The organism is Winogradskyella rapida (genome assembly GCF_042675845.1).
GTDB classification, from domain to species: Bacteria; Bacteroidota; Bacteroidia; order Flavobacteriales; family Flavobacteriaceae; genus Winogradskyella; species Winogradskyella rapida.
This window is the reverse complement of record NZ_JBHTKM010000063.1, coordinates 921154-944262: the sequence shown is the minus strand read 5'-3', so window position 1 is coordinate 944262 and position 23109 is coordinate 921154. Positions and strand designations below refer to the sequence as shown.

Below are 23109 nucleotides of genomic sequence, written 5' to 3'. Positions count from 1 at the left end.
TCGTTTTTCGCATTTAACGCGTATTTAACAGTATAAAGAAAACGATTACGGTCCATTACATAAATATGATAATTGTAGATTTAAAGTGTATGTGGCGGACTTAAATTAAAACATACCGCCACCTTCTTTCACATCGTTATCACGTTGTTTTCTTGATTTGGCTCTATAGTTACCCCCTCCAAAACGGTAAGATAAACGTGCAGAGATCTGTTGGCTCTCCCAATTAAATTGCCCTTGTTGCGCATAAGGACGTTCGCTTTCGAATGCCGCATACATCGTATCAAAAATGTCGTTATAACTTAAGCTGAAATTTGCTCTATTCTCCATAAACGTATAACGAAGCCCTAAGTTAACCATAAGCATATCTTCCATTTCAAATTGTATATTTTGGTTTTTTCCGCGATACATTCCGAAGGCCGAAAGACTAAAACTTTTACTAATTTTAAAATTATTGAAAGCTCTAGCGCTCCAAGCAACATTATCAACCTTCACCGTATTTAATAGAATATTCTGATCTTCATCAAAAGACTCTGCTAAACTTTTCTGAGATTGTGCATACAAATCAAAACTCGCATTTACACTCCACCAAGACGTTGGACGGTAGTTAGAAGATACCTCAATTCCGTAAGCCGTACTATTGTCAAAATTAAGATTGGTCATAATCAATCGGTTGATGTCTGTACGATCTATAAGAATGGCTTGCTGAATTTCATCTTCAATAATTCTGTAAAATAAACCGGCAGTAAGGCTTCCTTTTTCTAACTGTCGGGTGTAGTTGGTCTCTATAGAATTGGTAAACTGTGGACGTAATTCCTGATTTCCAAATTGCGATATTAATGGGGTATTCCATTCTGGTAAAGGGTTAACTTGCCCAATCCCCGGACGATCTATACGTCGGCTATAACTCAATTGATAGCTGTTTTTTTCTGAAGGGCTATAGGTAAAAAAGGCCGACGGATACAGCTCAAAATAGTTGTTTTCAAAAGGAATATTTAAAACCTCATTAGACGCTAAATCTTGTTTAAAAGCATCAGAATCTACATAAACAGATTCGGCTCTTAGGCCAAGTTGATAACTCCATTTTTCTTTTTTAGTGCCGTAAGTGGCATAGGCCGAATAAATGTCTCTGGTATAATCAAAACGTGTGGTTGTTGGGATATAATCGCCATTGGCATTGGTTTCACGCGCATCAGATTCATAAAATAATTCTGTGTCAAATAAACGCACTTGTAAGCCAAGTTCTAGTTTTGTAGCCTCTGTTAACGGATTAACGTAATCTAAATTTAATGTGGTATTGCTTCGGTCTGTATGGGTTTCTTCAATAAAATTAGGGCGTTGCGAGTTGTAAAAAGCGTTACTCGTATCCGTAAGGCCGTTGTACGTATTGTAATCTGCTTCAAACTCAATGTTATGCCCTTCTTCATTAAAGTCGTGCTTATAATTCAGATTGTATTGTTGCGAGTCGTTATCGTTGTCACCTCTAGTGTATTGCGATTCATCTAAAGCAGGGTTAGTACGGTAATCAATACTCGAATACACATCACTCCAAGCATCAAAAATATTCTGATTGGTGAAAACTGAAAGTGTGTTCTTGTCGTTAAGGTAGTAATCAAGCCCTACTTTAAAGAGGTGCGATTTATTATTGTTTAAAATATTAAAATTCTGTGCAATCTCTTGTTCCACACGATTAATCTGTCCGTAGTTAACATTTTTAGCCACACTATTGCTGTAAGATCCGTAGAAATTTAATTTACCGTTACGGTAATTGGCGTCTATAGAACTGTTGAATTTTGGTTCTATATCATAAGCTAAGCCAACGTTAATATTACCATTAAAGCCAATTTGTGTGTTTTTGTGGAGGATAATATTAATTATACCACTCATCCCTTCAGGATTGTATTTTGCTGAAGGATTGGTAATAAGCTCAATACTTTTTATAGAGGTTGAAGGGATCTGTTTTAGTAATTGTTCTGCCGGAATATTAGATAATTTTCCGTCTACCATAACGCGTACATTCTGATTGCCACGTAAACTTAGCGCTCCCGTTTGCTGATCTACGCTTACGGCCGGAAGATTATTCATTATCTCACTTGCTGTGGCACCGGCGGTTTGTAAATCTTTTCCAATGGTAATAACTTTGCGGTCTACACGTTGTTGAATCGAAGATACATCGGCTACAATAGTAACTTCGTCTAAGCCTGTAGATGCTTCCTCTAAGCGTATGACTCCTAAATCTACTTTATAATTTGCTTTACCAATAGTGGTGTCTTGGTTGATGGTTTTAAAGCCTACAAATTGAACAGACACTAGGATCTTTCCTTCAGGAAGGTTATCAATATAGAATTTTCCATCGTCGTCGGTGATTCCTCCTGTTATAATTTTTTTTGCCATATCTGAAATGACAATATTAACATAAGGCAAGGGTTCATTGAGTTCTGCGTCGATAACACGACCGTAAACAGCGCCATTCTTTAATGCTGAATGGGCCGCTGGCTGGGCGCTTATAAGAGTTGATGAAGCTATTATAAGCATAAGTAAAAACTGTTTCATTGTTTAGATTGATTAAATTTGATGGTATTAAGATTGTTCGATAAAGAGAAGACGATTATATTTAGGGTATGTTACTTAAATATATTTTCTTAACACGACTTTAACAATATGACAAAAAGAACACTAGTTATAGGCGCATCCTTAAAACCGGAACGCTATTCTAATATCGCTATCAAAAGATTAAGACGTTATCAACACGATGTCAAAGCCTTTGGTTTAAAATCAGGTGAAGTGGAAGGAGTGCCTATTGATACCGAATTAATGCCTTACCAAGATATTCACACCGTGACCTTGTATCTTAACCCACAACGTCAAAAACCATATTACGATTATATTGTGGGCTTAAATCCAGAGCGTGTGATTTTTAATCCAGGAACTGAGAATTCTGAATTTTATAATGTGCTAGAACAGCAAAACATTCATTATGAAGTGGCGTGTACCTTAGTACTTTTAGCTACAGATCAGTACTAAACTATTATTTTAGAAATTTAACTTTGCTATTTACTAAAGTCCCCACTTTAATCCCTTGATCAAGACCAATATCTATAGCGGATCTGTAATGAATACCTCCGTAAAGCCGACTCAAGGCCGCCTCTTGGGCTGCGTCTCTAAAGGAATTGAACGGTCTAATAGGTAAACCATATTGTACTTCCGTGAGGTCTTCAAAATAAAAATCCTCACCAAAAATAGAGGTTAATATTTCTGAAGATGCCCCTGAGACCACCGAATGGCCACTAGTATATTCTGGAAAGGGAGGGGTTTGCAATACTGGCGCCCACGATTTGTCTATATAAGCGTTGATCAATGTTTCAGGACGTACCAAATTGCTTCGGTATTTTTCATCCCAGCAACTTATAAAGGCATCGGCAATACCTAATGAGATTTTGGTATAGGCGTAGACGGTTTTTTCAAAATCAGTCTTTGTTTGTCTGCAGGCAATTTTACAGATGCCTACCCAATGCGCTCCGGGTGTAATTTTCTTTACCGCAAACATAAAGTGGCCTTTATTTACAGAAACAAAAGGATTGCAGTCCCAAAACTTGGCAATAAGAACCTCCGGACTTTCGTCTCCTTTTTGTGACATCTCACGATTAACCGTGTATACCTCCATAATCTCTTTGTAAAATGGACTGTCTTTCTCTAAGGAAAACTCAGGATGTCTTTGGGGTTTAAATTGGGCTGCGGAGTCTAAAACAAAAGGTCTAATTTTACTCCAATGGGGCTCTATTCCTGTGGTATATGAAGGCGGTGTCGGTTGCCATCTCGAAGGATCATCAGAGTAAATATTGTAGTTCGGCATGGTGCGGGTTTCGGCATACTGGTCTTTTTGCATCCAAGTTATTACTTGTTGGGAGATGGTTGTGCCATAAGTTTGAGCAGCTTCTAATTCATCGGGATTAAGCGTATTCCATTGTTGGTATAAGCTATCTCTGTAAGTGGTAATCGCTTCTTTTGAAAACACCAAATCTTTAGCAACGTCTAAATAGGCAATGAGTGACGCTAATTTTAAATTCACTTCGTCGTTCGTGTTTGTTGGACTAATGATTGACAAGTTGTTGAGTTGATCACTTAAAGAATGGTAGTTGGAACTCTCTTGGTTTAAGGTCTCATAGGCCGCAATATTAGGATAGGTATAAATTCTGCTCGCTACAGGAGGAGAAAATATATCATGCACCATAATTTGGGTGAGTTTTTCTACAGCATGGTGGTAATCTTCACTAGAAATCTCAATAGTTGGGTGCTCTGTGTTACACGATGAAAAAAGGACTACAATTAAAAACGTGAGGGAGAAATAAAACTGTTTCATAGGGATTACTTGTAGGTGTAAAGTTGTAAATTATCGTCATTAGAAAGGATTAAGATTAAGTTTTCATCCTTCATCTTTAGAGTCTCTAATTGTTTTACTTGCGTGTTTATTGGAGTCATTCCGTAGTCTGAAATCAATTTATAATCGTTTTCATTTTTTAATAAAAGGCCTTTTAAAGCCGTGTAAGCACCATGATAGCTGTTTAGCTTAGTAGAGTTTCCGGCCACCATAAGCTGTGATTCATTCTCTAGGTTGACATTTAAAAATGTGGTAATCGGAGCTAATTGTAAAGCATCGTCAAAAGGAATAAACGTATTAAACTGCCCATGGTCATTTCTCATATAGCCTGAAGCTAATTGGTGCACTTCAAACTTTTCGGCACGATTTATAGTGGTTTTAGTTAGGGCTTCTTCAATGGTTCTGCCAGCATAACTTTTATGATTCGTGTAAATTCTATTAATCACATTCATCTGCGAGGCGAGTTCATCTTTGGTGTTTAACGGGTAGTAGTAGCCTCCTTTATTGTAGGCTAATAGAGTTTCATTTTTTCCATTCTGGTCAAAGTCGGAATGATAAAGCTGTAAAGGACCATCAAAGTTGAGGTTGAATTTAGTATTTAAGCCCCAATTGCCTAATAAAATATCTTGATCGCCATCTTTGTCAATATCGTAAGTGCTGACGGTTTGCCATAAACCATTAAGCTGCTGAGGTACGGTGGTTGGGGTTAAGGTTCCGCCTTGGTTTAAGAAAATTTTAGGCGCATCCCATTCTGTGGCAATTAGTAAATCTTTTAATTGGTCGCCATTAATGTCTTCCCAACGCGCGCTAGTAACTTTAGATTCTACTTTAAAATTAAGTTGTTTTGTAAAATGCCCTGTTCCGTCGTTAACTAAAATATACGAGGAGACGGCTTGTCCAAAATCATGGGCATCAGAGTGGTTTCCTATAAAAAGATCCATGTCGTTATCGGAATCAAAATCATATGCGCTCACAACTGTGCTTACTAGAGGATTTAAAGGAATTTGAGATTGAGAGCGTTTAAACTGCCCGTTGTCATTGATGTACAGTCGGTCTACCTGAAATTCTTCAAGCTGTCCTTCTTGGATTCCAGAGGCGATGTAAAGATCTAAATCACCATCATTATCAGCATCGAAAAATTCAGCATCGTTATCTTCAAAAAGCGAATCATTTTCTATAGCTTTCATATGTAAAGGGGTAAAATGACGCCCGTTGTTCAGAAATAATTGAGCTTTCTTTCCGGAGCTATTCCCTATAAAAATATCTTCATAACCGTTATTGTCAATATCAGCTTTAGCTAGAGCCGGTCCTAAGGTCGAAATCCTATAAGGGATTAGTTTTTCCTCAGAGAAATCATTGTAATGATCTTCTTGATGGGTGTAGTCTATAAAAGATGCTTTCTTAAATGTGCTTGCTAACTCTGAAGGGGATTCTGGGTGATACGTTCGACTCTGTTCGGAATAATTCACCGTTAAAGTTTGATTAATTTTAGGGTTTTTAATTGTCTGAACCTTTTGGTTGGGCCATACGACAACAAGAGAATCGATAGTCGTGGCTTCGTTTAGTCCAAAGTGAAGTTGATTATTGACCGAAGAGGAGAAGCCGCGAGATCTAAATAATTGTTTTAATTGTGCTTTGTTGTTGCTATAAACAGTGGCTTTAAGGCCAATGCCTTCTTGGTTAGCACCTTTATACTTAAAGTCTAATGCGATATAGTTTTTAGAGGTGTCGGTGTTATTTTTGTAAATACTTGTGGGAGCACCAAAGTTGTTAGTGATCAGTTCTAAATCACCGTCTCCATCCAAGTCTACATAAATAGAGCCATTAGAAAGGCTTGGTGTGTCTTCAATCCACTGACCGGTTTGGCGTTCAAATTGTTTTGAGTTGCCCTGGTAAATTTCGTTTGTTACTTTACCACTTGGCATTTCCCCAATAGAATTATATAGCCATGCTAGAGCTTCCTGTTCAGAACGTCCTCTAAAGGCATGGGAAACATATTTTTTAAAATCTAAACTATTAGGGCGTCTAAAGATTCCGTTGGTTATAAATAAATCTTGATGCCCGTCATTATTAAAATCGGCAAAAAGCGGTGACCAACTCCAATCTGTTGCAGCAACTTTGTTAAATAATGCTGTTTCTTGGAAATATTGCCCTTGATGATTAAGCTGAAGCATATTACGGGCATATTGATCTTTATAGCCTAGCTTTTTTAAGTGCGCCTGCATATTAAACATAACATCATCGCCTTCTGTTTCTTTTAAGGTACGCTCGTCATTAGGGAGCATATCTAAGGTAATGAGGTCTTGGTAACCATCCCCATTAATATCGGCCACATCGCTGCCCATTGAAAAGCGACTTATGGTGCTAAAGGCTTTACCTAGTTCTTCAGAAAATGTGCCGTCTTGGTTGTTGAGGTAATAATAATCATCTTCATGGAAGTCGTTACAGACATAGATGTCGTCCCAGCCATCATTATTGAAATCTGCGATGGAGGCGCTTAGGCCGTACCCATTTTCACCACCAAAGATTTTTGCGGTCTCGCTGACATCCTCAAAAAAGCCATTGTTATTATTGAGTAAAACATCACCTACTAAAGGTTTTCTCTCGTGTCTTAATTCTGCTTTACCATGAGATAGCGTGGTGTGCACCGCGTGGTTAACAATATAGACATCCAAGTCATCGTCTTTATCATAATCAAAGAAGTAGGCTTGGGTAGAGTAACCTTTAAAATCGAGGCCGTAAGCTTTGGCATTTTCTGTGAAGGTGCCATCGCCATTGTTAATAAAGAGTTCATTATGCCCTTCAAAATCTAGAAGTCCAGAAACGGCACAAACATAGATGTCTAATAACCCATCATTATTAATATCAACCATTGTAACGCCTGTATTCCAACTAGAATTCCCGCTAATCTGAGCTGTCTTTGAGACGTCTTTAAATTTTAAATCGCCAAGGTTGAGGTAGAGTTTGTTTTCGCCTGTATTAGAAACAAAATATAAATCAGGAAGTCCATCATTATTAACATCACCTGAAGCAACGCCGCCACCATTATAATAATAGATGTAGTTGATGATGCTATGTTCGGCATCTTCAGATACCATATTAGCAAAATCAACCCCAGTATCTAAAGGGCTTAAATTTTGAAGTATATATGGTGAAACTTTTGTGGGTTGCTGTTCTGTACAAGCGGATAAAAGTGCTAGTGTGGATAAAGCAAATATTAATTTACGCATTGTGGTTTGAGTTGGTCAATGCGATAAAAATAACACTTTTATTAACGTTTATTTAACATAGCTTTAACATTTGCTGAATTATTAAAAAAGTGTTGTTAAAATTATTGATTTTTCTGAAAATAGTCAAGTCGATTGTGATTTTTAATCAGTATAATTTTCTTTTTTATTAGTTTTTATCAGTAATAGTCCTAAAAACATCAGAAATCCATTATAAATTAGGATTTCGAATCCTATTTCATGACCGTTGAATAATTCTTTAGAATACAGGTTTAAGAGGTACGAAATTAAAGGTGCTGCAATGGCAATAACCCAGACCCAACGATCTTTGATTTGAAATTTTGTTAATAACCCAAAAGCGAATAAACCTAATAAAGGACCATAGGTATAACCTGCCGCTTTAAATAATTCCCAAATCACTGAAACATCAGTAAAAATAAAGTCGAATAATAGGATGACTAAAATGAGGACAATACTAAACCCAATATGGACTTGTTTTCTTAAGCTTTTGCGCTGGGTTTCTTTTTTATTTTCAATGTCTAATATGTCAAAACAAAACGCTGTGGTTAATGAGGTTAATGCGGAATCGGCACTAGAGTAGGCAGCTGCAATTAAACCAAGCAAGAAAAAAGCAGACGTTACGATGCCTATTTCTGGTAGCATTGCAATGGTAGGGAAAAGGTCGTCTTTTGAAGCCGTGATGCCATTGGCTGCGGCATATTCCGTGAGCATTAATCCTAGGACTAAGAACAAGATGTTAACAAAAATAAGAACCACACTAAATGTGACCATATTCTTCTGTGCGTCTTTAAGGGTTCTACAGGTTAAGTTTTTTTGCATCATATCTTGGTCTAAACCCGTCATCGTGATGGTGATAAATATACCAGATAAGAAGCTTTTCCAGAAATACTGTGCATCATTGCTATCTTCAAAAAAGAAAACTTTACTCAAAGAGCTATCTTGGGTAAACGTTACAAGCTCGCCAATACTATTAAAGTCTAAGGCTGAAGCTAAAAACACAATAGTAACCACTACAGAAACCAGCATAAAAAGTGTTTGTAGCGTATCCGTAAAAATGATGGTCTTAATGCCGCCTTTAAAGGTATAGAGCCAAATTAAGGCAATTGTAATCATTACCGTAATTGCAAAGGGAATATGAAAGAGATCAAAAACAAGAAGTTGTAAGACTTTAGCGACTAAAAAGAGTCTAAATGCGGCACCTACAGTTCTAGAAATAAGAAATGCTACAGAGCCTGTTTTATAACTGATAATACCAAAGCGATCTTTTAAATAGGTATATATAGAAGTAAGATTTAGTCTATAGTAAAGCGGAAGCAGAACATAAGCGATTATTAAATACCCAAAAAAGTAGCCAAAGACCACTTGTAAATACCCAAATTGTTTTGTGGCTATGGCTCCTGGGACAGAGATGAAGGTAACTCCAGATAGGGAGGCGCCAATCATTCCAAAAGCTACCAAATACCATGGTGCTGATTTATTGGCCTTAAAAAAAGCGGCATTAGAGTCTTCTTTTCCGGTGAAATAAGAGACGACGATAAGGATAGCAAAATAGCATACAATTAAGAAGAGTATGGCGGTTGGAGACATGCGGATCTAATTTTTAAAATAAAGTATGAAAGTAATGTATTTGTAAAAAAGGAATCTTAAAAAACAGACTTAATTATTAAAAAAGTGTCGTCTTTCAAATTTTAATGGGTCTAAGAGACTTTTAAATGGGTTACTTTTTTATCTGTAAAAATCAGTACCTTCGCGGCTATGGAATTTTCATCTAAACTCTTAGAGAATGCGGTTAATGAAATGGCGCAATTACCAGGGATTGGTAAGCGTACCGCATTGCGTTTGGTCTTGCATATGTTACGACAACCCGAGAATCAAACTTTTCAATTGGCAAAGGCTTTAACTAAAGTGCGTTCAGAAATTAACTTCTGTAAATCCTGTCATAATATTAGTGATACCATATTATGTGAAATTTGCGCGAACCCTAGTCGTAATAGCGAATTAATTTGTGTGGTTGAAGATATTAGAGATGTCATGGCGGTAGAGAATACGAGTTCTTTTAAGGGCCTCTATCATGTGCTTGGAGGGAAAATTTCACCTATGGATGGTATTGGTCCACAAGATTTAAATATTTCCTCTTTGGTAGAAAAAGTAAAAGCAGGTAAGGTGAAAGAATTAATTTTTGCCATGAGTCCAACGATGGAAGGCGATACCACTAACTTTTATATTTTTAGACAAATTCAAGATTATGATGTATCGACCTCTACAATTGCAAGAGGTGTGGCAGCAGGAAATGAATTAGAATATACTGATGAAGTTACACTAGGACGTAGTATTATTGATCGTGTTCCTTTTGAAGCATCCCTAAAATCTTAATCTAAATTTGAAACTTTCCGTTGTTATTTTAAATTATAATGTGCGCTACTTTTTAGAAGTTTGTCTTCGAAGTGTTGAAGCCGCAATAGCAGATATTGATGCTGAAATTATAGTGATTGATAATCATTCTTCTGATGATAGCTGCGCTATGGTGAAACAGCTTTTTCCGTCTGTACATTTAATTGAAAATAAAGAAAACTCCGGATTTTCAAAAGGCAATAATAAGGCTGTCGCCCAAGCTAAGGGTGAGTACCTTTGTATTTTAAATCCAGATACTATTGTGTCTGAAGACAGCTTTGTAAAGCTTTTAGACTTTTCTGCAGAGCAAGAGGATCTCGGTATTGTGGGCTGTCAACTCATAGATGGGCGAGGGCAGTTTCTTCCAGAAAGTAAACGTCATATTCCAACCCCTAAAGTCGCTTTTCAAAAAGTGATAGGCCGCACGGATGCCTATTATGCCAACCATTTGCAAACCGATGCTATTGGGCCGGTAGCTATTTTGGTAGGCGCATTTATGTGGATGAAAAGAGCAGTGTACCAGGAGGTAGGTGGTTTTGATGAAGCCTATTTTATGTACGGTGAGGATATTGACTTGTCTTACAAGGTGAAGAACGCCGGGTATCATAATTTCTATTATGGAGCCACCTCGGTAATTCATTTTAAGGGCGAGAGTACCCTAAAGGATGCTCAGTATGCAAAACGTTTTTATGGCGCCATGCAGATTTTTTATAAAAAGCATTTTAAAAAGCATGTTTTTATGAGTGTGATGGTTTGGTTAGGGATTAAAATGGCGCAATTGATGCGTCCTCAAAGCAAAGCGGCTAGTATTCCTGTTCGTCATGTTTATGCTTACACGCAGCATTTAGTCCCTGCTTTAATTGAACAATTACCACAATCACCTCATGTTTTAGAGCAGATAACCTCTCAGGTTAAAAATGAAAGTATGGTGGTGTACGATTTTAAATTATTGAAGCCTAGTGCAGTAATGACGGATATGAAACGAAATGCTAAACAAGACACAATTGTGTTTAGATTTCTTTCAAAAAACTGTAAATTTATCCTCGGAAGCGATAGTGCAAGTAGTAGAGGAGAGGTTTTACGCTTCTGAAATGTTTTTTGTTGAATTAAATTCAGAAAAACACGTATTTTTTTAGTAATTTTGCACGCGATTAGCAAATAAGGACCTACAAATTAATGATATGGCAAATTTTGAACTTAAGTTACCTAAGATGGGAGAAAGTGTTGCAGAAGCAACAATAACCTCGTGGCTTAAAGATGTTGGAGATACTATTGAAGCCGATGAAGCGGTTTTAGAAATTGCTACAGATAAAGTAGATAGCGAAGTACCAAGTGAAGTGGATGGCGTTTTAGTTGAAAAACTATTTAACGTGGATGATGTGGTGCAAGTGGGACAAGTTATAGCCGTAATTCAAACTGAAGGTGGTGATACTGTAGAAGTAAAAGCTGAAGACAGTGCGGCAGAACCTAAGGTTGAAGAAACAGCACCTAAAGAAGTTGCAGAAATAGCAAACACTGTAGAAGCGGCTAAAGAAACCGTAGAACCTGTAGTGTCTACTGAAGGTCGTTTTTATTCGCCTTTAGTTAAAAATATAGCAAAAAAAGAAGGTATTTCTCAAGCGGAATTAGATACCATTCAAGGCACAGGTAAAGATGCTCGTGTCACTAAAAATGATATTAAAGCCTATTTAAAATCACGTACATCAGCACCAAGCAAGGCGTTAAATTCTGAAACGGGGACCGCGCAGAATAAAGCTACGGCAGTAAACGTTAAGGAAAGTCCTAAAGCAGAGGCGCCAGCAACGAATGCTGTACTTACTGATGGTGGTGATGAGATTATTGAAATGTCTAGAATGGGTAAACTCATTTCTAAATATATGGTAGAATCGGTACAAACTTCTGCGCATGTGCAGTCTTTTATTGAAGCCGATGTTACGAAAATCTGGAATTGGAGAAAGAAAGTTAAAAATGAGTTTGTAAAGCGTGAAGGCGAAAACCTAACCTTTACACCAATCTTTATGGAGGCGATTGCTAAAGCGCTTAAAGATTTCCCTTTAATGAATATTTCAGTTGAAGGTGATAAGATTATAAAGAAGAAAGCAATCAACGTAGGAATGGCTGCAGCCTTACCAGATGGTAACTTGATTGTACCTGTAATTAAAAACGCCGATCAGTTAAACTTACTTGGCATGGTAAAACGTGTTAATGATTTAGCAAACAGAGCGCGTATGGGCCAATTAAACCCTGATGATATTCAAGGTGGAACGTATACGGTAACCAATGTAGGTACATTTGGTAGTATTATGGGAACTCCTATTATTAATCAACCACAGGTGGGTATCCTAGCTTTAGGAGCTATTAGAAAAGTACCTGCTGTAGTAGAAACACCAGAAGGTGATTACGTGGGGATCCGTTACAGAATGTTTTTGTCTCACTCATACGACCACAGAGTTGTTAATGGGGCATTAGGAGGACAATTTGTAAAAGCGGTTAAAGATTATTTAGAAGCTTGGGATCCTAACCGAGAAATATAAATTAGCGCTTGCTTTTAGCATGACTGATAAAATAAAATCTATTAATTTTATTTAAAGATTAAAAAAAAGCATAGTTTTAAGACTATGCTTTTTTTATGAGCTTTGGGAGGGTGTCCTAAAGGCATGAAAACATAGTGTTTAGGTCTCTTAGAGGTAACAGGTTAAAGTTTGAATTAAGTTTTAAACGGCTTGCTGCGCACTTCAAGATGGAATAAATTAAAAGCTTAATGGTTTCAAATTTTTAAAATAAACCTATTTTTATCGAAATTTTATAAGGCAACCTAAAAACGGCTTTATAAAGCGAATCAAATTAAAGACTCCGCACTTGTGTATGAGCATCTCGTTTGTAAAGACGAAAAAATTAAAGCATCTATGACAAATAATGTAATTATTGAAAATCAATATAAAAGAACAAGTCTATTTGAAAGAGATAATGTAAATTATCTAGTTCATGTTTTAAAACGTTTTAATACCGTTCCAAAACTGAACAATATTAATATTATTACTTCAAGCTCTGTACCAGATGTTTTTAAAATAGTCCCGAATAAGTCAATTATTATTGGGGAAGCGTATTTAAAAAATCCAGTATTAGCCTTAGTGTACTTAAGGTACGGTATAGAATGGCAATTGTGGTATAAGGCTTTAAGTAATAAGGCTGACGATGCGGCTTTATGTGATATTGCAGCTTTTGAAGTGACTCGTATTTTTTACCAGCTTTTACCTAAAGAAGATAAAGAGAAATTAAAATCTTTAGATTATTTCTTAATTGAATTATTTAAGAACGATGAAGATTTAAGTCCTGAAACCTTATTACAACACGAAGGTTTACAAGGATTTCATAGTTTAGATCATTCTGAAAACACATTTGAAGAATCTTGGGGACCAATCGTAGAGAATTTGGCCAAACCAACCGAATATTTATTAATGTCTGGTGGGGATTTAAGATTGAATATTGATGAGGTTGCTTTATTAAATAAGTACGGTTGTCGTCCGTTTCCTAGACCAGAGGCTTTTACTTTTGCGTCTTCTACGGCAACAAGTGTCTCTAACTTCGCTTTCGATAAAACAGATAAAGTTAGAAGTATTCTTATAAAAAACAGTTTAAAAAATGGTTTTAAGAAAACCACAACTGAGTTTTCAGAATTATTAAAAAATAACCTGAAAAACATTTTTAAATTAAATGATGCCTGCGAAATTATCTTTTCACCTTCAGGCACCGATGCTTCGCTTCAAATTGCAGCAATCACACAAATTGTTACCGATAAAGAAATTACTCATGTGCTTGTAGCTTCCGATGAAACAGGAAGTGGAGTTCCAGCCGCATTAAAAGGTTGTCATTTCGAAAATACTACAGCGCTTAATGTTCCTATTAAAAAAGGAGATAAAATTGAAGGGTTTAGAGATGTAGAGCTCATCAAAATCACCTTTAGAGATGAAAATGGGAAGTTAAAATCGGATGATCAATTAGATAAAGAGGTTTTTACAGCAATTACTGAAACTAATAAATTAGGCAGACATGTGGTTTTACATGTTATGGATCACTCTAAATTAGGATACCAGTCGCCAAGTGAAAAAATGATGCAAGATTTAGATGCGCTTAAAGACGTCTCTATGCAAGTTATTGTAGATGCTGCGCAATTGCGTTTAGATCCTGCAGATATTCAGGCCTACTTAGAAAAAGGTTATATTGTTTCGACCACCGGAAGTAAATATTTTACGGGACCTCCTTATGCTGGGGTTTTAATTTTGCCAGAAAGTGTGAGCCAGCAAATACAAGCGGCCAAACTGCCATTACCAAAAGGATTAACTCAATATTATAACCATTCCGATTGGCCAAAGTCATGGTTCTGTTCAAAAGCTTTATCAGAAGGCTTTAATTACGGCTCTTATATGCGTTGGAATGCCGCTATTGTGGAAATGGATAGGTATTATAAAACGCCAATTCTCTATAGAAATATGGGAATTGAAATGTTCTGTAATTTCGTGGAAGATTCTATTGCAGATGCCACATTTTTAGAGCCCTTATATGGTGAGGAAACAAAACCTAATAGTTACAATAATAAAGAATTCGGTATTGGTAACTTCAGAACCATATTCCCGTTCTTTATTTTACAAAATAGAGATGCGCTATCCGTAAATCAGGTTAAAAAGCTCTACACGCTTTTAAACTCCGATATTTCAGATTTATTTGAAGGCTCGCCTTTAGAGATTGTGAGATTGGCAGGGCAGAAATGTCATATCGGTCAGGCGGTAAATGTAAAGTACCGTAACGATCTTCAAAGTGCGGTGTTAAGAATTAGTTTAGGTGCTAGAGTTATTTCTGAAAGTTGGGTGAATAGAGATATCAGTTTATTCTTCAGAAATATTGAAGCTCAAATGAACCAGATTACTGTGATCATAAGAAAAATTGAATTAATTCTAAGTGAACCCGACTTATTAAAAGAGGCGCTCTAAACCAAGACGGCTTTAAGTTATACATGAAACGCTCAGCAGAATTGGGCACTATTATAAGAAGAGTACAGGTGTAAAAACTGTACTCTTTTATTTTTAATCTTGAAATTGCCAGCGGAGAAAGCCTTACCGTAGGTTTGTAGCTGTGCGATTTTTTATATGTTTTAAGGACCGAAGAAGTCTTTTTAAAAGAATCTAATTACCTTTGCACAAATTAAATAGCCAATGCAACTGAATTTATCTAAGCCTATCTGTTTTTTCGATTTAGAAACCACAGGAGTGAATATTTCAAAAGATCGAATCGTAGAGATTTCTATTCTTAAAGTCTTTCCTGATGGAAAAGAACTCGCAAAAACTTGGGTTGTAAATCCTGAAATGCCAATCCCTGCAGAGGTTACAGCAATTCATGGAATTTCAGATGCTGATGTGGCAGATAAACCAACGTTTAAAGAATTATCAAAAGAAATCTATAACCTTATTAAAGATTCCGATTTAGGAGGCTTTAATTCTAACCGTTTCGATATTCCGTTGTTAGCGGAAGAAATGTTACGTGCAGAGGTCGATTTTGATATGAAAAACACCCAATCTGTAGACGTGCAAACCATTTTTCATAAAATGGAACAACGTACTTTAGTGGCGGCCTATAAATTTTACTGTAATAAAAGTCTTGAAGATGCACACAGTGCAGAAGCCGATACAAAGGCTACTTACGAGGTTTTAAAAGCGCAGTTAGACAAGTATGAAGAGCTAGAAAATGATACAAAGTTTTTAGCTGAATTTAGTTCGCGTAAAAAATTCGCGGATTTCGCTGGCTTCATCATTTATAACAAAGAAGGTGAGGAGTGTTTTTCATTCGGAAAACATAAAGGAAAACGCGTGTTAGAGGTCTTAGATAAAGAACCTGGGTATTTTGGATGGTTGCTCAATGCCGATTTTCCGTTGTACACCAAAAAAGTATTAACCGCAATTAAATTAAGTCAGTTTAATAATAAGTTAAGCTAATCACGAGCGTTTTTAAAGACGTTTAGTTGAAGAATAAATAAGGCTTAAAAATTAATAAAATTTCTATCCGAATAGGACGCATAGCTATATGAAACTAATCTGTATAGGTCGTAATTATACCGATCACATTAACGAACTAGAAAATGAAAAACCAACAGATCCGGTCGTGTTTTTAAAACCAGACACCGCTATTTTGTTGAAGAAACAACCATTTTTTATTCCAGATTTTTCTGATGAAGTACACCATGAAGTTGAAGTCTTAGTGAAAATTAATAAAGTGGGTAAACACATCGCTAAAAAGTTTGCACACAAATACTATGATGAAATTGGTTTAGGAATTGATTTTACAGCGCGAGATTTACAAGCGCAGTTAAAAGCAAAAGGCTTACCTTGGGAAAAAGCAAAAGCTTTTGATGGGGCAGCAGTAGTAGGGAAATGGTTACCAAAAACGCAATTGACGTCGGTAGATAACCTTTCCTTTAAATTAACAAAGAACGAAGAAGTCGTCCAAGAAGGAAATACAGAGCTTATGCTTTGGAAAATTGATGAACTCATCGCGTATGTCTCTCAATATTTTACGTTAAAAATTGGAGATATTATATTTACAGGAACGCCAGCAGGTGTCGGTAAAGTGTTTGCAGAAGATCAATTAAAAGGATACCTTGAGGACGAGGAAATGTTTTCAATAAAAATTAAATAAATGTCACAATATTATAAATTAGATCGTGTACGAGAGTTAGCTGATAATGATGAAGATTTCGTATCTGCCATTGCAGCAGCATTTTTGGAAGAAGTTCCTGTAGACGCCGAGCGTTTAAAAGTTGGAGTACCAAAAAAAGATTATAAAGATGTGTATCAGGCTGCGCATAAAATGAAACCTACGGTAGATTTATTTGAATTAGGAGTTTTAGAAACCTTAATTGAAGTTCAAGACTGGGGGAAATTTGAGCAAACTGAAAAAGACATTACCGCAGAACTACAAACGGTACTTACCGCAGTAGAAAATGCAACCAATGAAATTAAAGCCGATTTCGGACTTTAAGCCCTAGGCTACAATTTTCAAAATAGTTTTAGGCTTACTTTAGGCTATTATAGCGGTGATCCCTTTAATAAATTACCATCGCTAAATGTATTTTAAGCTTTGTAAGCAGACCTTCTTTTGAAAAGAAAATAACAGAACTTACCCCATGCAAGCAGAAATAATTACGATTGGTGATGAAATCCTAATCGGACAGATTGTTGATACAAACTCAGCATTTCTAGGAAAGGAATTTAATAAAATAGGAATTTCAATTTATCAAATTACTTCCGTTCAAGATGAAAAATCTCATATCTTAAAAGCGCTTAAAGAAGCCGAAGAAAATGCCGATATCATTATTGTTACCGGAGGTCTCGGACCTACTAAAGACGATATCACTAAGCACACCATTTGTGAATATTTTGATGATGTTTTAGTCGAAGACCAAGACGTTTTAGAAAATGTAGAACGTATTTTTTCAAAATATAAGTCGCCTTTATTAACCGTTAATAAACACCAAGCCTTAGTACCTTCTAAGTCTAAGGTCTTAATGAACCATAATGGTACGGCCCCAGGAATGTGGTTAGAAAAGAATGGAAAAGTATTTGTCTCTTTACCCGGCGTACCTTTTGAAATGAAAGCCTTAATAACCGAGCAGGTTATTCCTAATTTAAGAGCGCAGTTTAAGTTTCCTTACATCATGCATAAAACCATATTGACCTATGGTCTTGGAGAAAGTGCTTTGGCAGAACGTATAGAAGCTTGGGAAGATAATTTACCGCATTATATAAAACTGGCGTACTTACCGAGTTTAGGGCGTGTACGCTTACGTTTGTCTGCAAAGGCAGAAGATAAAGTGCTTGTAGAAGAAGAAGTACAACGCCAAGTCAATTTACTATTGCCTCAAATTGAAGATGTTTTTGTGGGGTATGAAGAAGACCGATCTATAGAAGCCCTTATAGGACAGCGTTTAATTGCTATTGGGAAAACTTTGGCCGTGGCAGAAAGTTGTACAGGAGGATTTATTAGTCAGTCCTTTACTGCTAATGCAGGATCTTCAGCATTCTTTAAAGGAGGTTTAGTCCCGTACGAAACGGCTTCTAAAGTGAAACTTTTAGGAATTCCTGAAGCACTCATAGAAGAGCATTCAGTAGTAAGTAAGGCCGTGGCAGAAGCTATGGCGCAAAATATAAGAAACATGTTTGAGTCCGACTATGCCATAAGCACCACGGGTAATGCCGGACCTGCAAAAGGCGACTCGGATGCCGAAGTGGGAACCGTACATATTGCCATTGCCACAAAAGACTATGTTATATCTGAAGAATTTAACTTCGGAAAGCATCGTGAAAACGTGATTGGTAGGGCCACAAATAAGGCTTTTAGCATGCTTCAAAAAGAAATTTTAAAAAAGTAGTGATTTATATTTGTTGAAACGCAAACTTTTATTAAATTTGCACCCTTGTTTAAAATATCCATTATTGGATTTGGAGTAAACAGAAAACAATAATACACCTAAAGAAAGAATACAATGTCAAGAGTTTGTGAACTTACTGGGAAGAAAGCGATGGTTGGAAACAATGTTTCTCACGCAATGAATAAAACTAAACGCAAGTTTGATGCAAACTTGATTAAGAAACGTTTTTATATTCCTGAAGAAGATAAGTGGGTAACATTAAAAGTTTCAACATCAGCGTTAAAAACAATCAACAAGATTGGTATCGATGCGATGTTAAAAGAAGCTAGAGCAAAAGGATTTTATAAATAATAGCGTTTAGTTAACGCTTAAGTCGATTTACAATGGCAAAAAAAGGAAATAGAATACAAGTTATCTTAGAGTGCACAGAGCACAAAGCTTCTGGTCAACCAGGAACATCAAGATATGTTACAACAAAAAATAAGAAGAATACGCCAGATCGTATGGAGATTAAGAAATTTAATCCTATCCTTAAGCGTATGACAGTTCATAAAGAGATAAAATAATAAATCATGGCAAAGAAATCAGTAGCGTCTTTACAGACAGGATCAAAGCGTTTGACAAAAGCGATAAAAATGGTGAAGTCACCTAAAACTGGAGCTTACATGTTTGTAGAATCAGTAATGGCACCAGAATTTGTCAATGACTTTTTAAACAAAAAATAATCTTTATTTCTATAGAGATTTATAAAACTGCTTTCATTTGAAAGCAGTTTTTTTATGTTTATATTTGAAAACGTCTGACAAGTTAACAGTAAATTGTTATCGGCAAGATTATTGTTTGTTACAAAATTGAATAACAATACGATTAAAACAGAATTCATACTTCTGTCTAAGTGTTGTATAAATAGAATTATACAAATGAGTTTTTTTAAAAAAATATTCTCCTCTGAAAAAAAAGAGACCTTAGATAAAGGCTTAGAAAAATCTAAAACCTCTTTCTTTACTAAACTTAATAAAGCGGTTGCAGGAAAGTCTAAAGTTGATGATGACGTTTTAGATAATCTTGAAGAAATTTTAGTGACTAGTGATGTTGGTGTCAATACCACATTAAAAGTTATTACCCGTATTGAAGCGCGTGTTGCGCAAGATAAATACTTAGGAACTTCAGAACTTAATAAGATTTTAAGAGAAGAAATTGCTGCGCTTTTATCGGAAACAAAATCTGGAGAAGAAACCGATTATGTTATTCCTCAACTTCCTAAACAAGCCGATGGTTCTAAAACCCCTTACGTGCTTATGGTGGTTGGTGTTAACGGTGTAGGAAAAACAACAACGATTGGAAAATTAGCCTACCAATTTAAAAAACAAGGTTTAAAAGTGGTTCTTGGTGCTGCAGATACATTTAGAGCGGCCGCTATAGACCAATTACAAGTATGGGCAGATCGAGTAGAGGTGCCTATGATTAGACAAGAAATGGGATCTGATCCCGCTTCTGTAGCTTTTGATGCGCTTAAATCTGGAGTGAGTCAAGATGCAGATGTTATTATTATTGATACCGCAGGACGTTTACATAACAAGATTAACTTAATGAATGAGTTGACTAAGGTAAAACGTGTGATGCAAAAAGTAGTCGGAGACGCGCCGCATGATGTCTTGTTAGTTTTAGACGGATCTACAGGTCAAAACGCCTTTGAACAAGCTAAACAATTTACAGCCGCAACCGAAGTGACCTCTTTAGCCGTAACCAAATTAGATGGGACCGCAAAAGGTGGTGTTGTTATTGGTATTAGTGATCAATTCCAAATTCCTGTAAAATATATTGGAGTAGGTGAAGGCATTGAAGACTTACAAGTCTTTAATAAATATGAATTCGTCGATTCTTTCTTCAAATAAAAAATACTTTATATCGTCCGGTTGTTTCAGTTTAAAATGTTAACGCTTTAAACTGAAAGGACCGGTTTACGTTTTATCACTTTCTGGTGTAAGGACAATTATTGGCATACACGGTATAGCTACTGACTTCAAACCTTGAAACGCTAGGACATACTTGTTAACTAATCGGGTAACGGTAGTCGAGAATTCATCTCAAAAGGCCCTAATTTATAAAGGCATTAAGTTTCTCCCAAAGCTCGTTATCAAAATTTGACAGGGCGAAATTTTCTTCATCAGCAGCCTCACCCATTCTTATAATGACTAATTCTTGACTTGGAATTACATAAATCTTTTGATCATTTTTTCCTAGAGCCGCAAACATATCACTAGGTGCATTGGGAATTAACGCGCCTTGAAATTCGTATTGCGTTTGGGGTAAGCGATAAGTACCACTTCCGTTTAGCCACCATAAGTAGCCATAAGCTTCATTGATGGTTTGTGTGGCGTGAGTGGCATCATACATAAACAATTCGGGAACAATTTGATCGCCATTCCAATTGCCATTGGCTAAAGATAAGAGTCCAAAACGTGCCATACTTCGTGCTGTACTCCAATACACATTAAAGTCATCTGCACTTAACCAAGCCCCCGACATTCCTATTTTAGTTTTTAACGCACCATTAAAGTAATTAGACCAAGTCTCTTGACTTGCCGTTGCAATAACATCTTGTAGTTTGACGTACACATTATGATACGCCCAACGTTGTCCTGCATCTTCAAGATATTGTAAATCACTTGGCGAAGTACCATCACCTAGACCGTCATCTAAACCAGAGGTCATTTGTAAGAGATGTTCATTTGTAATAAGGGCTTCTTTGTCACTAGGCGCATTGGTCCATCCTGTTCCTAAATAATCAGAAACTTTAGATTGAAGGTCAATTAGACCTTCTGCTTCAGCAATACCCGTAACCGCGGCCGTTAATGTTTTTCCGGCACTTGCCCAATACCAAGGCGTGGTACTGTTGTGGGAATTAAAATAATGCTCTTCGACGATTTTTCCTTGGTGTAATATGATAAAAGCTTTTGAGTTCTTTTCTTCTAAAAATGCTAATAAATCAGGCAATTGGCTCGTGTCCCAATTTAAGTCTTCTGCGGCAGTGGTCTCCCAAGTATCAGAATTATTAGGCGGAAAATAAAGATCAGTTGAAGGTGCTGTAACAGAGGAGTCATCTGTAGAGCACGATAGAACACCTAGAAGGCAGACCCCTAATATAAGCGTATAGATTGGTTTCATAAATTGGGTTTTTTATTAGACTCTTCAAGATACAAAACGTTTAATTGAGCTAAGGAGCAACCAATTTTCGTAAATCATTCCGTATCTTTGCAAACTGATTTATAAATAAGCATGAGAACAAAGACCATTAAAAAGAATAAAATCAACGTGATAACCTTAGGCTGTAGTAAGAATGTTTACGATAGCGAAGTGTTAATGGGGCAGTTGAAAGCAAGTGGAAAAGAAGTAGTCCACGAGCAAGAAGGTAACGTCGTGGTGATTAATACCTGCGGATTTATCAATAATGCCAAAGAAGAAAGTGTGAACACCATTTTGGAGTACATGCAGAAAAAAGAAGAAGGAGAGGTTGATAAGGTTTTTGTAACAGGATGTTTAAGCGAGCGTTATAAGCCAGATTTAGAAAAAGAAATTCCTAATGTAGATCAGTATTTTGGAACTACAGAATTACCAGGTTTATTAAAAGCACTTGGTGCCGATTATAAGCATGAACTTATTGGGGAACGTTTAACTACAACACCTAAAAATTATGCGTACTTAAAAATTGCTGAAGGCTGTGATAGACCTTGTAGTTTTTGTGCCATTCCTTTAATGCGTGGAAAACATAAGAGTACACCTATTGAAGAGTTAGTTATTGAAGCTGAAAAATTAGCCGCTAATGGCGTTAAAGAATTAATTCTTATTGCTCAAGATTTAACCTACTACGGTTTAGATATCTATAAGAAGAGAAACCTTGCGGAATTACTAGAAAATTTAGTGAAGGTTGAAGGTATAGAATGGATCCGTTTGCATTATGCATTTCCAACAGGTTTCCCGATGGATGTTTTAGATGTCATGAAACGTGAGCCTAAAGTTTGTAACTATTTAGATATTCCGTTACAACATATTTCTGATGCTATCTTAAAGAGTATGCGTCGTGGAACTACAGAAGCTAAAACCACAAAGTTACTTCGAGATTTTAGAGCTAAAGTGCCAGAAATGACCATACGTACAACGTTAATTGTTGGGTATCCTGGTGAAACTCAAGAAGATTTTGAGTTGCTTAGAGACTGGGTTAAAGTGATGCGTTTTGAGCGTTTAGGTTGTTTTACCTATTCGCATGAAGAAAATACACACGCTTATAATCTTGAAGATGATGTTCCTGAAGATGTGAAAATGGAACGTGTTAATGAAATCATGGAAATTCAATCTCAAATTTCTTGGGAGTTAAATCAAGAGAAAATAGGAAAAGAATTTAAAGTGGTTATCGATAGAAAAGAAGGAAATTATTTTGTTGGAAGAACAGAATTTGATTCTCCAGACGTGGATAACGAAGTTTTAATTGACGCTTCTACAACGTATTTAAAAACAGGAGAATTTGCTAAGATTAAAGTTATTGAAGCTGAAGATTTTGACCTATATGGTGAGGTTGTCAGTTAAATAAAGTGTGACTTTAGTTTGGTTTTTGAGTCTAAGTATTATCAAAATACTTTTTTATGACTCCTATAAGAAGAAACCAAATGCGACTGATC

19 protein-coding genes are annotated in these 23109 nt (G+C 36.3%); 14 read left to right on the top strand and 5 right to left on the bottom strand.

The window, feature by feature from the left end; genetic code table 11:
* Positions 1-105 precede the first annotated feature (105 nt).
* Positions 106-2550 (bottom strand): TonB-dependent receptor domain-containing protein, encoded by a 2445-nt coding sequence (locus ACFQ13_RS11465; protein ID WP_386117435.1) that lies wholly within the window; start codon positions 2548-2550, stop codon positions 106-108.
* A 108-nt stretch (positions 2551-2658) separates the two neighbouring features.
* On the opposite strand from ACFQ13_RS11465, the gene ACFQ13_RS11460 reads away from it, so the two are divergent.
* Positions 2659-3021, top strand: coding sequence for a CoA-binding protein (locus ACFQ13_RS11460; RefSeq protein WP_386117433.1), 363 nt, complete (start codon positions 2659-2661; stop codon positions 3019-3021).
* A gap of 4 nt (positions 3022-3025) precedes the next feature.
* On the opposite strand, the gene ACFQ13_RS11455 is transcribed toward ACFQ13_RS11460, so the two are convergent.
* From ACFQ13_RS11455 to ACFQ13_RS11445, 3 genes are all read right to left on the bottom strand, one after another.
* Positions 3026-4357 (bottom strand): vanadium-dependent haloperoxidase, encoded by a 1332-nt coding sequence (locus ACFQ13_RS11455; RefSeq protein WP_386117431.1) that lies wholly within the window; start codon positions 4355-4357, stop codon positions 3026-3028.
* Between the two features lie 5 nt (positions 4358-4362).
* On the bottom strand, positions 4363-7605 hold the full coding sequence (locus ACFQ13_RS11450) for a VCBS repeat-containing protein (RefSeq protein ID WP_386117430.1): 3243 nt from the start codon (positions 7603-7605) through the stop codon (positions 4363-4365).
* A 141-nt stretch (positions 7606-7746) separates the two neighbouring features.
* Positions 7747-9210, bottom strand: a complete 1464-nt coding sequence (locus ACFQ13_RS11445; protein WP_386117428.1) for a sodium:solute symporter — start codon at positions 9208-9210, stop codon at positions 7747-7749.
* A gap of 168 nt (positions 9211-9378) precedes the next feature.
* Between ACFQ13_RS11445 and recR the strand changes: the two genes are divergently transcribed.
* The 12 genes from recR to ftsY all read left to right on the top strand — a co-directional run bounded on the left by recR (position 9379) and on the right by ftsY (position 20328).
* Positions 9379-9996, top strand: coding sequence for a recombination mediator RecR (gene recR, locus ACFQ13_RS11440; RefSeq protein WP_386117426.1), 618 nt, complete (start codon positions 9379-9381; stop codon positions 9994-9996).
* Between the two features lie 7 nt (positions 9997-10003).
* The gene (locus tag ACFQ13_RS11435; protein WP_386117424.1) at positions 10004-11104 is read left to right on the top strand and encodes a glycosyltransferase family 2 protein; all 1101 of its coding nucleotides are present in this window, start codon (positions 10004-10006) and stop codon (positions 11102-11104) included.
* 91 nt (positions 11105-11195) lie between these two features.
* Positions 11196-12548, top strand: coding sequence for a dihydrolipoamide acetyltransferase family protein (locus ACFQ13_RS11430; protein ID WP_386117422.1), 1353 nt, complete (start codon positions 11196-11198; stop codon positions 12546-12548).
* A gap of 372 nt (positions 12549-12920) precedes the next feature.
* Positions 12921-15002, top strand: coding sequence for a hypothetical protein (locus ACFQ13_RS11425; RefSeq protein ID WP_386117420.1), 2082 nt, complete (start codon positions 12921-12923; stop codon positions 15000-15002).
* A 222-nt stretch (positions 15003-15224) separates the two neighbouring features.
* Positions 15225-16001 carry a 3'-5' exonuclease gene (locus tag ACFQ13_RS11420; protein WP_114310068.1) on the top strand — a complete coding sequence of 259 codons (777 nt, stop codon included), beginning with the start codon at positions 15225-15227 and terminating at the stop codon, positions 15999-16001.
* A gap of 88 nt (positions 16002-16089) precedes the next feature.
* On the top strand, positions 16090-16701 hold the full coding sequence (locus tag ACFQ13_RS11415) for a fumarylacetoacetate hydrolase family protein (protein ID WP_114310067.1): 612 nt from the start codon (positions 16090-16092) through the stop codon (positions 16699-16701).
* Positions 16702-17043 (top strand): Hpt domain-containing protein, encoded by a 342-nt coding sequence (locus ACFQ13_RS11410; protein WP_386117416.1) that lies wholly within the window; start codon positions 16702-16704, stop codon positions 17041-17043.
* A gap of 145 nt (positions 17044-17188) precedes the next feature.
* The gene (locus ACFQ13_RS11405; RefSeq protein ID WP_386117413.1) at positions 17189-18433 is read left to right on the top strand and encodes a competence/damage-inducible protein A; all 1245 of its coding nucleotides are present in this window, start codon (positions 17189-17191) and stop codon (positions 18431-18433) included.
* A gap of 114 nt (positions 18434-18547) precedes the next feature.
* Positions 18548-18784 (top strand): 50S ribosomal protein L28, encoded by a 237-nt coding sequence (rpmB, locus tag ACFQ13_RS11400; protein WP_114310064.1) that lies wholly within the window; start codon positions 18548-18550, stop codon positions 18782-18784.
* 32 nt (positions 18785-18816) lie between these two features.
* Complete coding sequence (rpmG, locus tag ACFQ13_RS11395) at positions 18817-18999, top strand: 50S ribosomal protein L33 (protein ID WP_114310063.1); 183 nt, start codon at positions 18817-18819, stop codon at positions 18997-18999.
* 6 nt (positions 19000-19005) lie between these two features.
* The gene (locus tag ACFQ13_RS11390; protein ID WP_008271041.1) at positions 19006-19158 is read left to right on the top strand and encodes a DUF4295 domain-containing protein; all 153 of its coding nucleotides are present in this window, start codon (positions 19006-19008) and stop codon (positions 19156-19158) included.
* Positions 19159-19353: 195 nt separating this feature from the next.
* Positions 19354-20328, top strand: coding sequence for a signal recognition particle-docking protein FtsY (ftsY, locus tag ACFQ13_RS11385; RefSeq protein WP_114310062.1), 975 nt, complete (start codon positions 19354-19356; stop codon positions 20326-20328).
* A 202-nt stretch (positions 20329-20530) separates the two neighbouring features.
* Here ftsY and ACFQ13_RS11380 read toward each other — a convergent pair whose 3' ends face one another.
* Positions 20531-21601 (bottom strand): serine hydrolase domain-containing protein, encoded by a 1071-nt coding sequence (locus tag ACFQ13_RS11380; RefSeq protein WP_386117410.1) that lies wholly within the window; start codon positions 21599-21601, stop codon positions 20531-20533.
* A 111-nt stretch (positions 21602-21712) separates the two neighbouring features.
* Here ACFQ13_RS11380 and rimO point away from each other — a divergent pair, with 111 nt between their 5' ends.
* The gene (gene rimO, locus ACFQ13_RS11375) at positions 21713-23017 is read left to right on the top strand and encodes a 30S ribosomal protein S12 methylthiotransferase RimO (protein ID WP_386117407.1); all 1305 of its coding nucleotides are present in this window, start codon (positions 21713-21715) and stop codon (positions 23015-23017) included.
* Positions 23018-23109 lie beyond the last annotated feature (92 nt).

Coding starts and splice junctions, on each gene's coding strand:
- ACFQ13_RS11430 (WP_386117422.1), top strand. CDS start 11,196: ATGGCAAATTTTGAACTTAAGTTACCTAAGATGGGAGAAAGTGTTGCA.
- rpmG (WP_114310063.1), top strand. CDS start 18,817: ATGGCAAAAAAAGGAAATAGAATACAAGTTATCTTAGAGTGCACAGAG.
- ACFQ13_RS11460 (WP_386117433.1), top strand. CDS start 2,659: ATGACAAAAAGAACACTAGTTATAGGCGCATCCTTAAAACCGGAACGC.
- ACFQ13_RS11445 (WP_386117428.1), bottom strand. CDS start 9,210: ATGTCTCCAACCGCCATACTCTTCTTAATTGTATGCTATTTTGCTATC.
- ACFQ13_RS11450 (WP_386117430.1), bottom strand. CDS start 7,605: ATGCGTAAATTAATATTTGCTTTATCCACACTAGCACTTTTATCCGCT.
- ACFQ13_RS11410 (WP_386117416.1), top strand. CDS start 16,702: ATGTCACAATATTATAAATTAGATCGTGTACGAGAGTTAGCTGATAAT.
- rpmB (WP_114310064.1), top strand. CDS start 18,548: ATGTCAAGAGTTTGTGAACTTACTGGGAAGAAAGCGATGGTTGGAAAC.
- ACFQ13_RS11390 (WP_008271041.1), top strand. CDS start 19,006: ATGGCAAAGAAATCAGTAGCGTCTTTACAGACAGGATCAAAGCGTTTG.
- ACFQ13_RS11420 (WP_114310068.1), top strand. CDS start 15,225: ATGCAACTGAATTTATCTAAGCCTATCTGTTTTTTCGATTTAGAAACC.
- rimO (WP_386117407.1), top strand. CDS start 21,713: ATGAGAACAAAGACCATTAAAAAGAATAAAATCAACGTGATAACCTTA.
- recR (WP_386117426.1), top strand. CDS start 9,379: ATGGAATTTTCATCTAAACTCTTAGAGAATGCGGTTAATGAAATGGCG.
- ACFQ13_RS11415 (WP_114310067.1), top strand. CDS start 16,090: ATGAAACTAATCTGTATAGGTCGTAATTATACCGATCACATTAACGAA.
- ACFQ13_RS11380 (WP_386117410.1), bottom strand. CDS start 21,601: ATGAAACCAATCTATACGCTTATATTAGGGGTCTGCCTTCTAGGTGTT.
- ftsY (WP_114310062.1), top strand. CDS start 19,354: ATGAGTTTTTTTAAAAAAATATTCTCCTCTGAAAAAAAAGAGACCTTA.
- ACFQ13_RS11465 (WP_386117435.1), bottom strand. CDS start 2,550: ATGAAACAGTTTTTACTTATGCTTATAATAGCTTCATCAACTCTTATA.
- ACFQ13_RS11455 (WP_386117431.1), bottom strand. CDS start 4,357: ATGAAACAGTTTTATTTCTCCCTCACGTTTTTAATTGTAGTCCTTTTT.
- ACFQ13_RS11405 (WP_386117413.1), top strand. CDS start 17,189: ATGCAAGCAGAAATAATTACGATTGGTGATGAAATCCTAATCGGACAG.
- ACFQ13_RS11425 (WP_386117420.1), top strand. CDS start 12,921: ATGACAAATAATGTAATTATTGAAAATCAATATAAAAGAACAAGTCTA.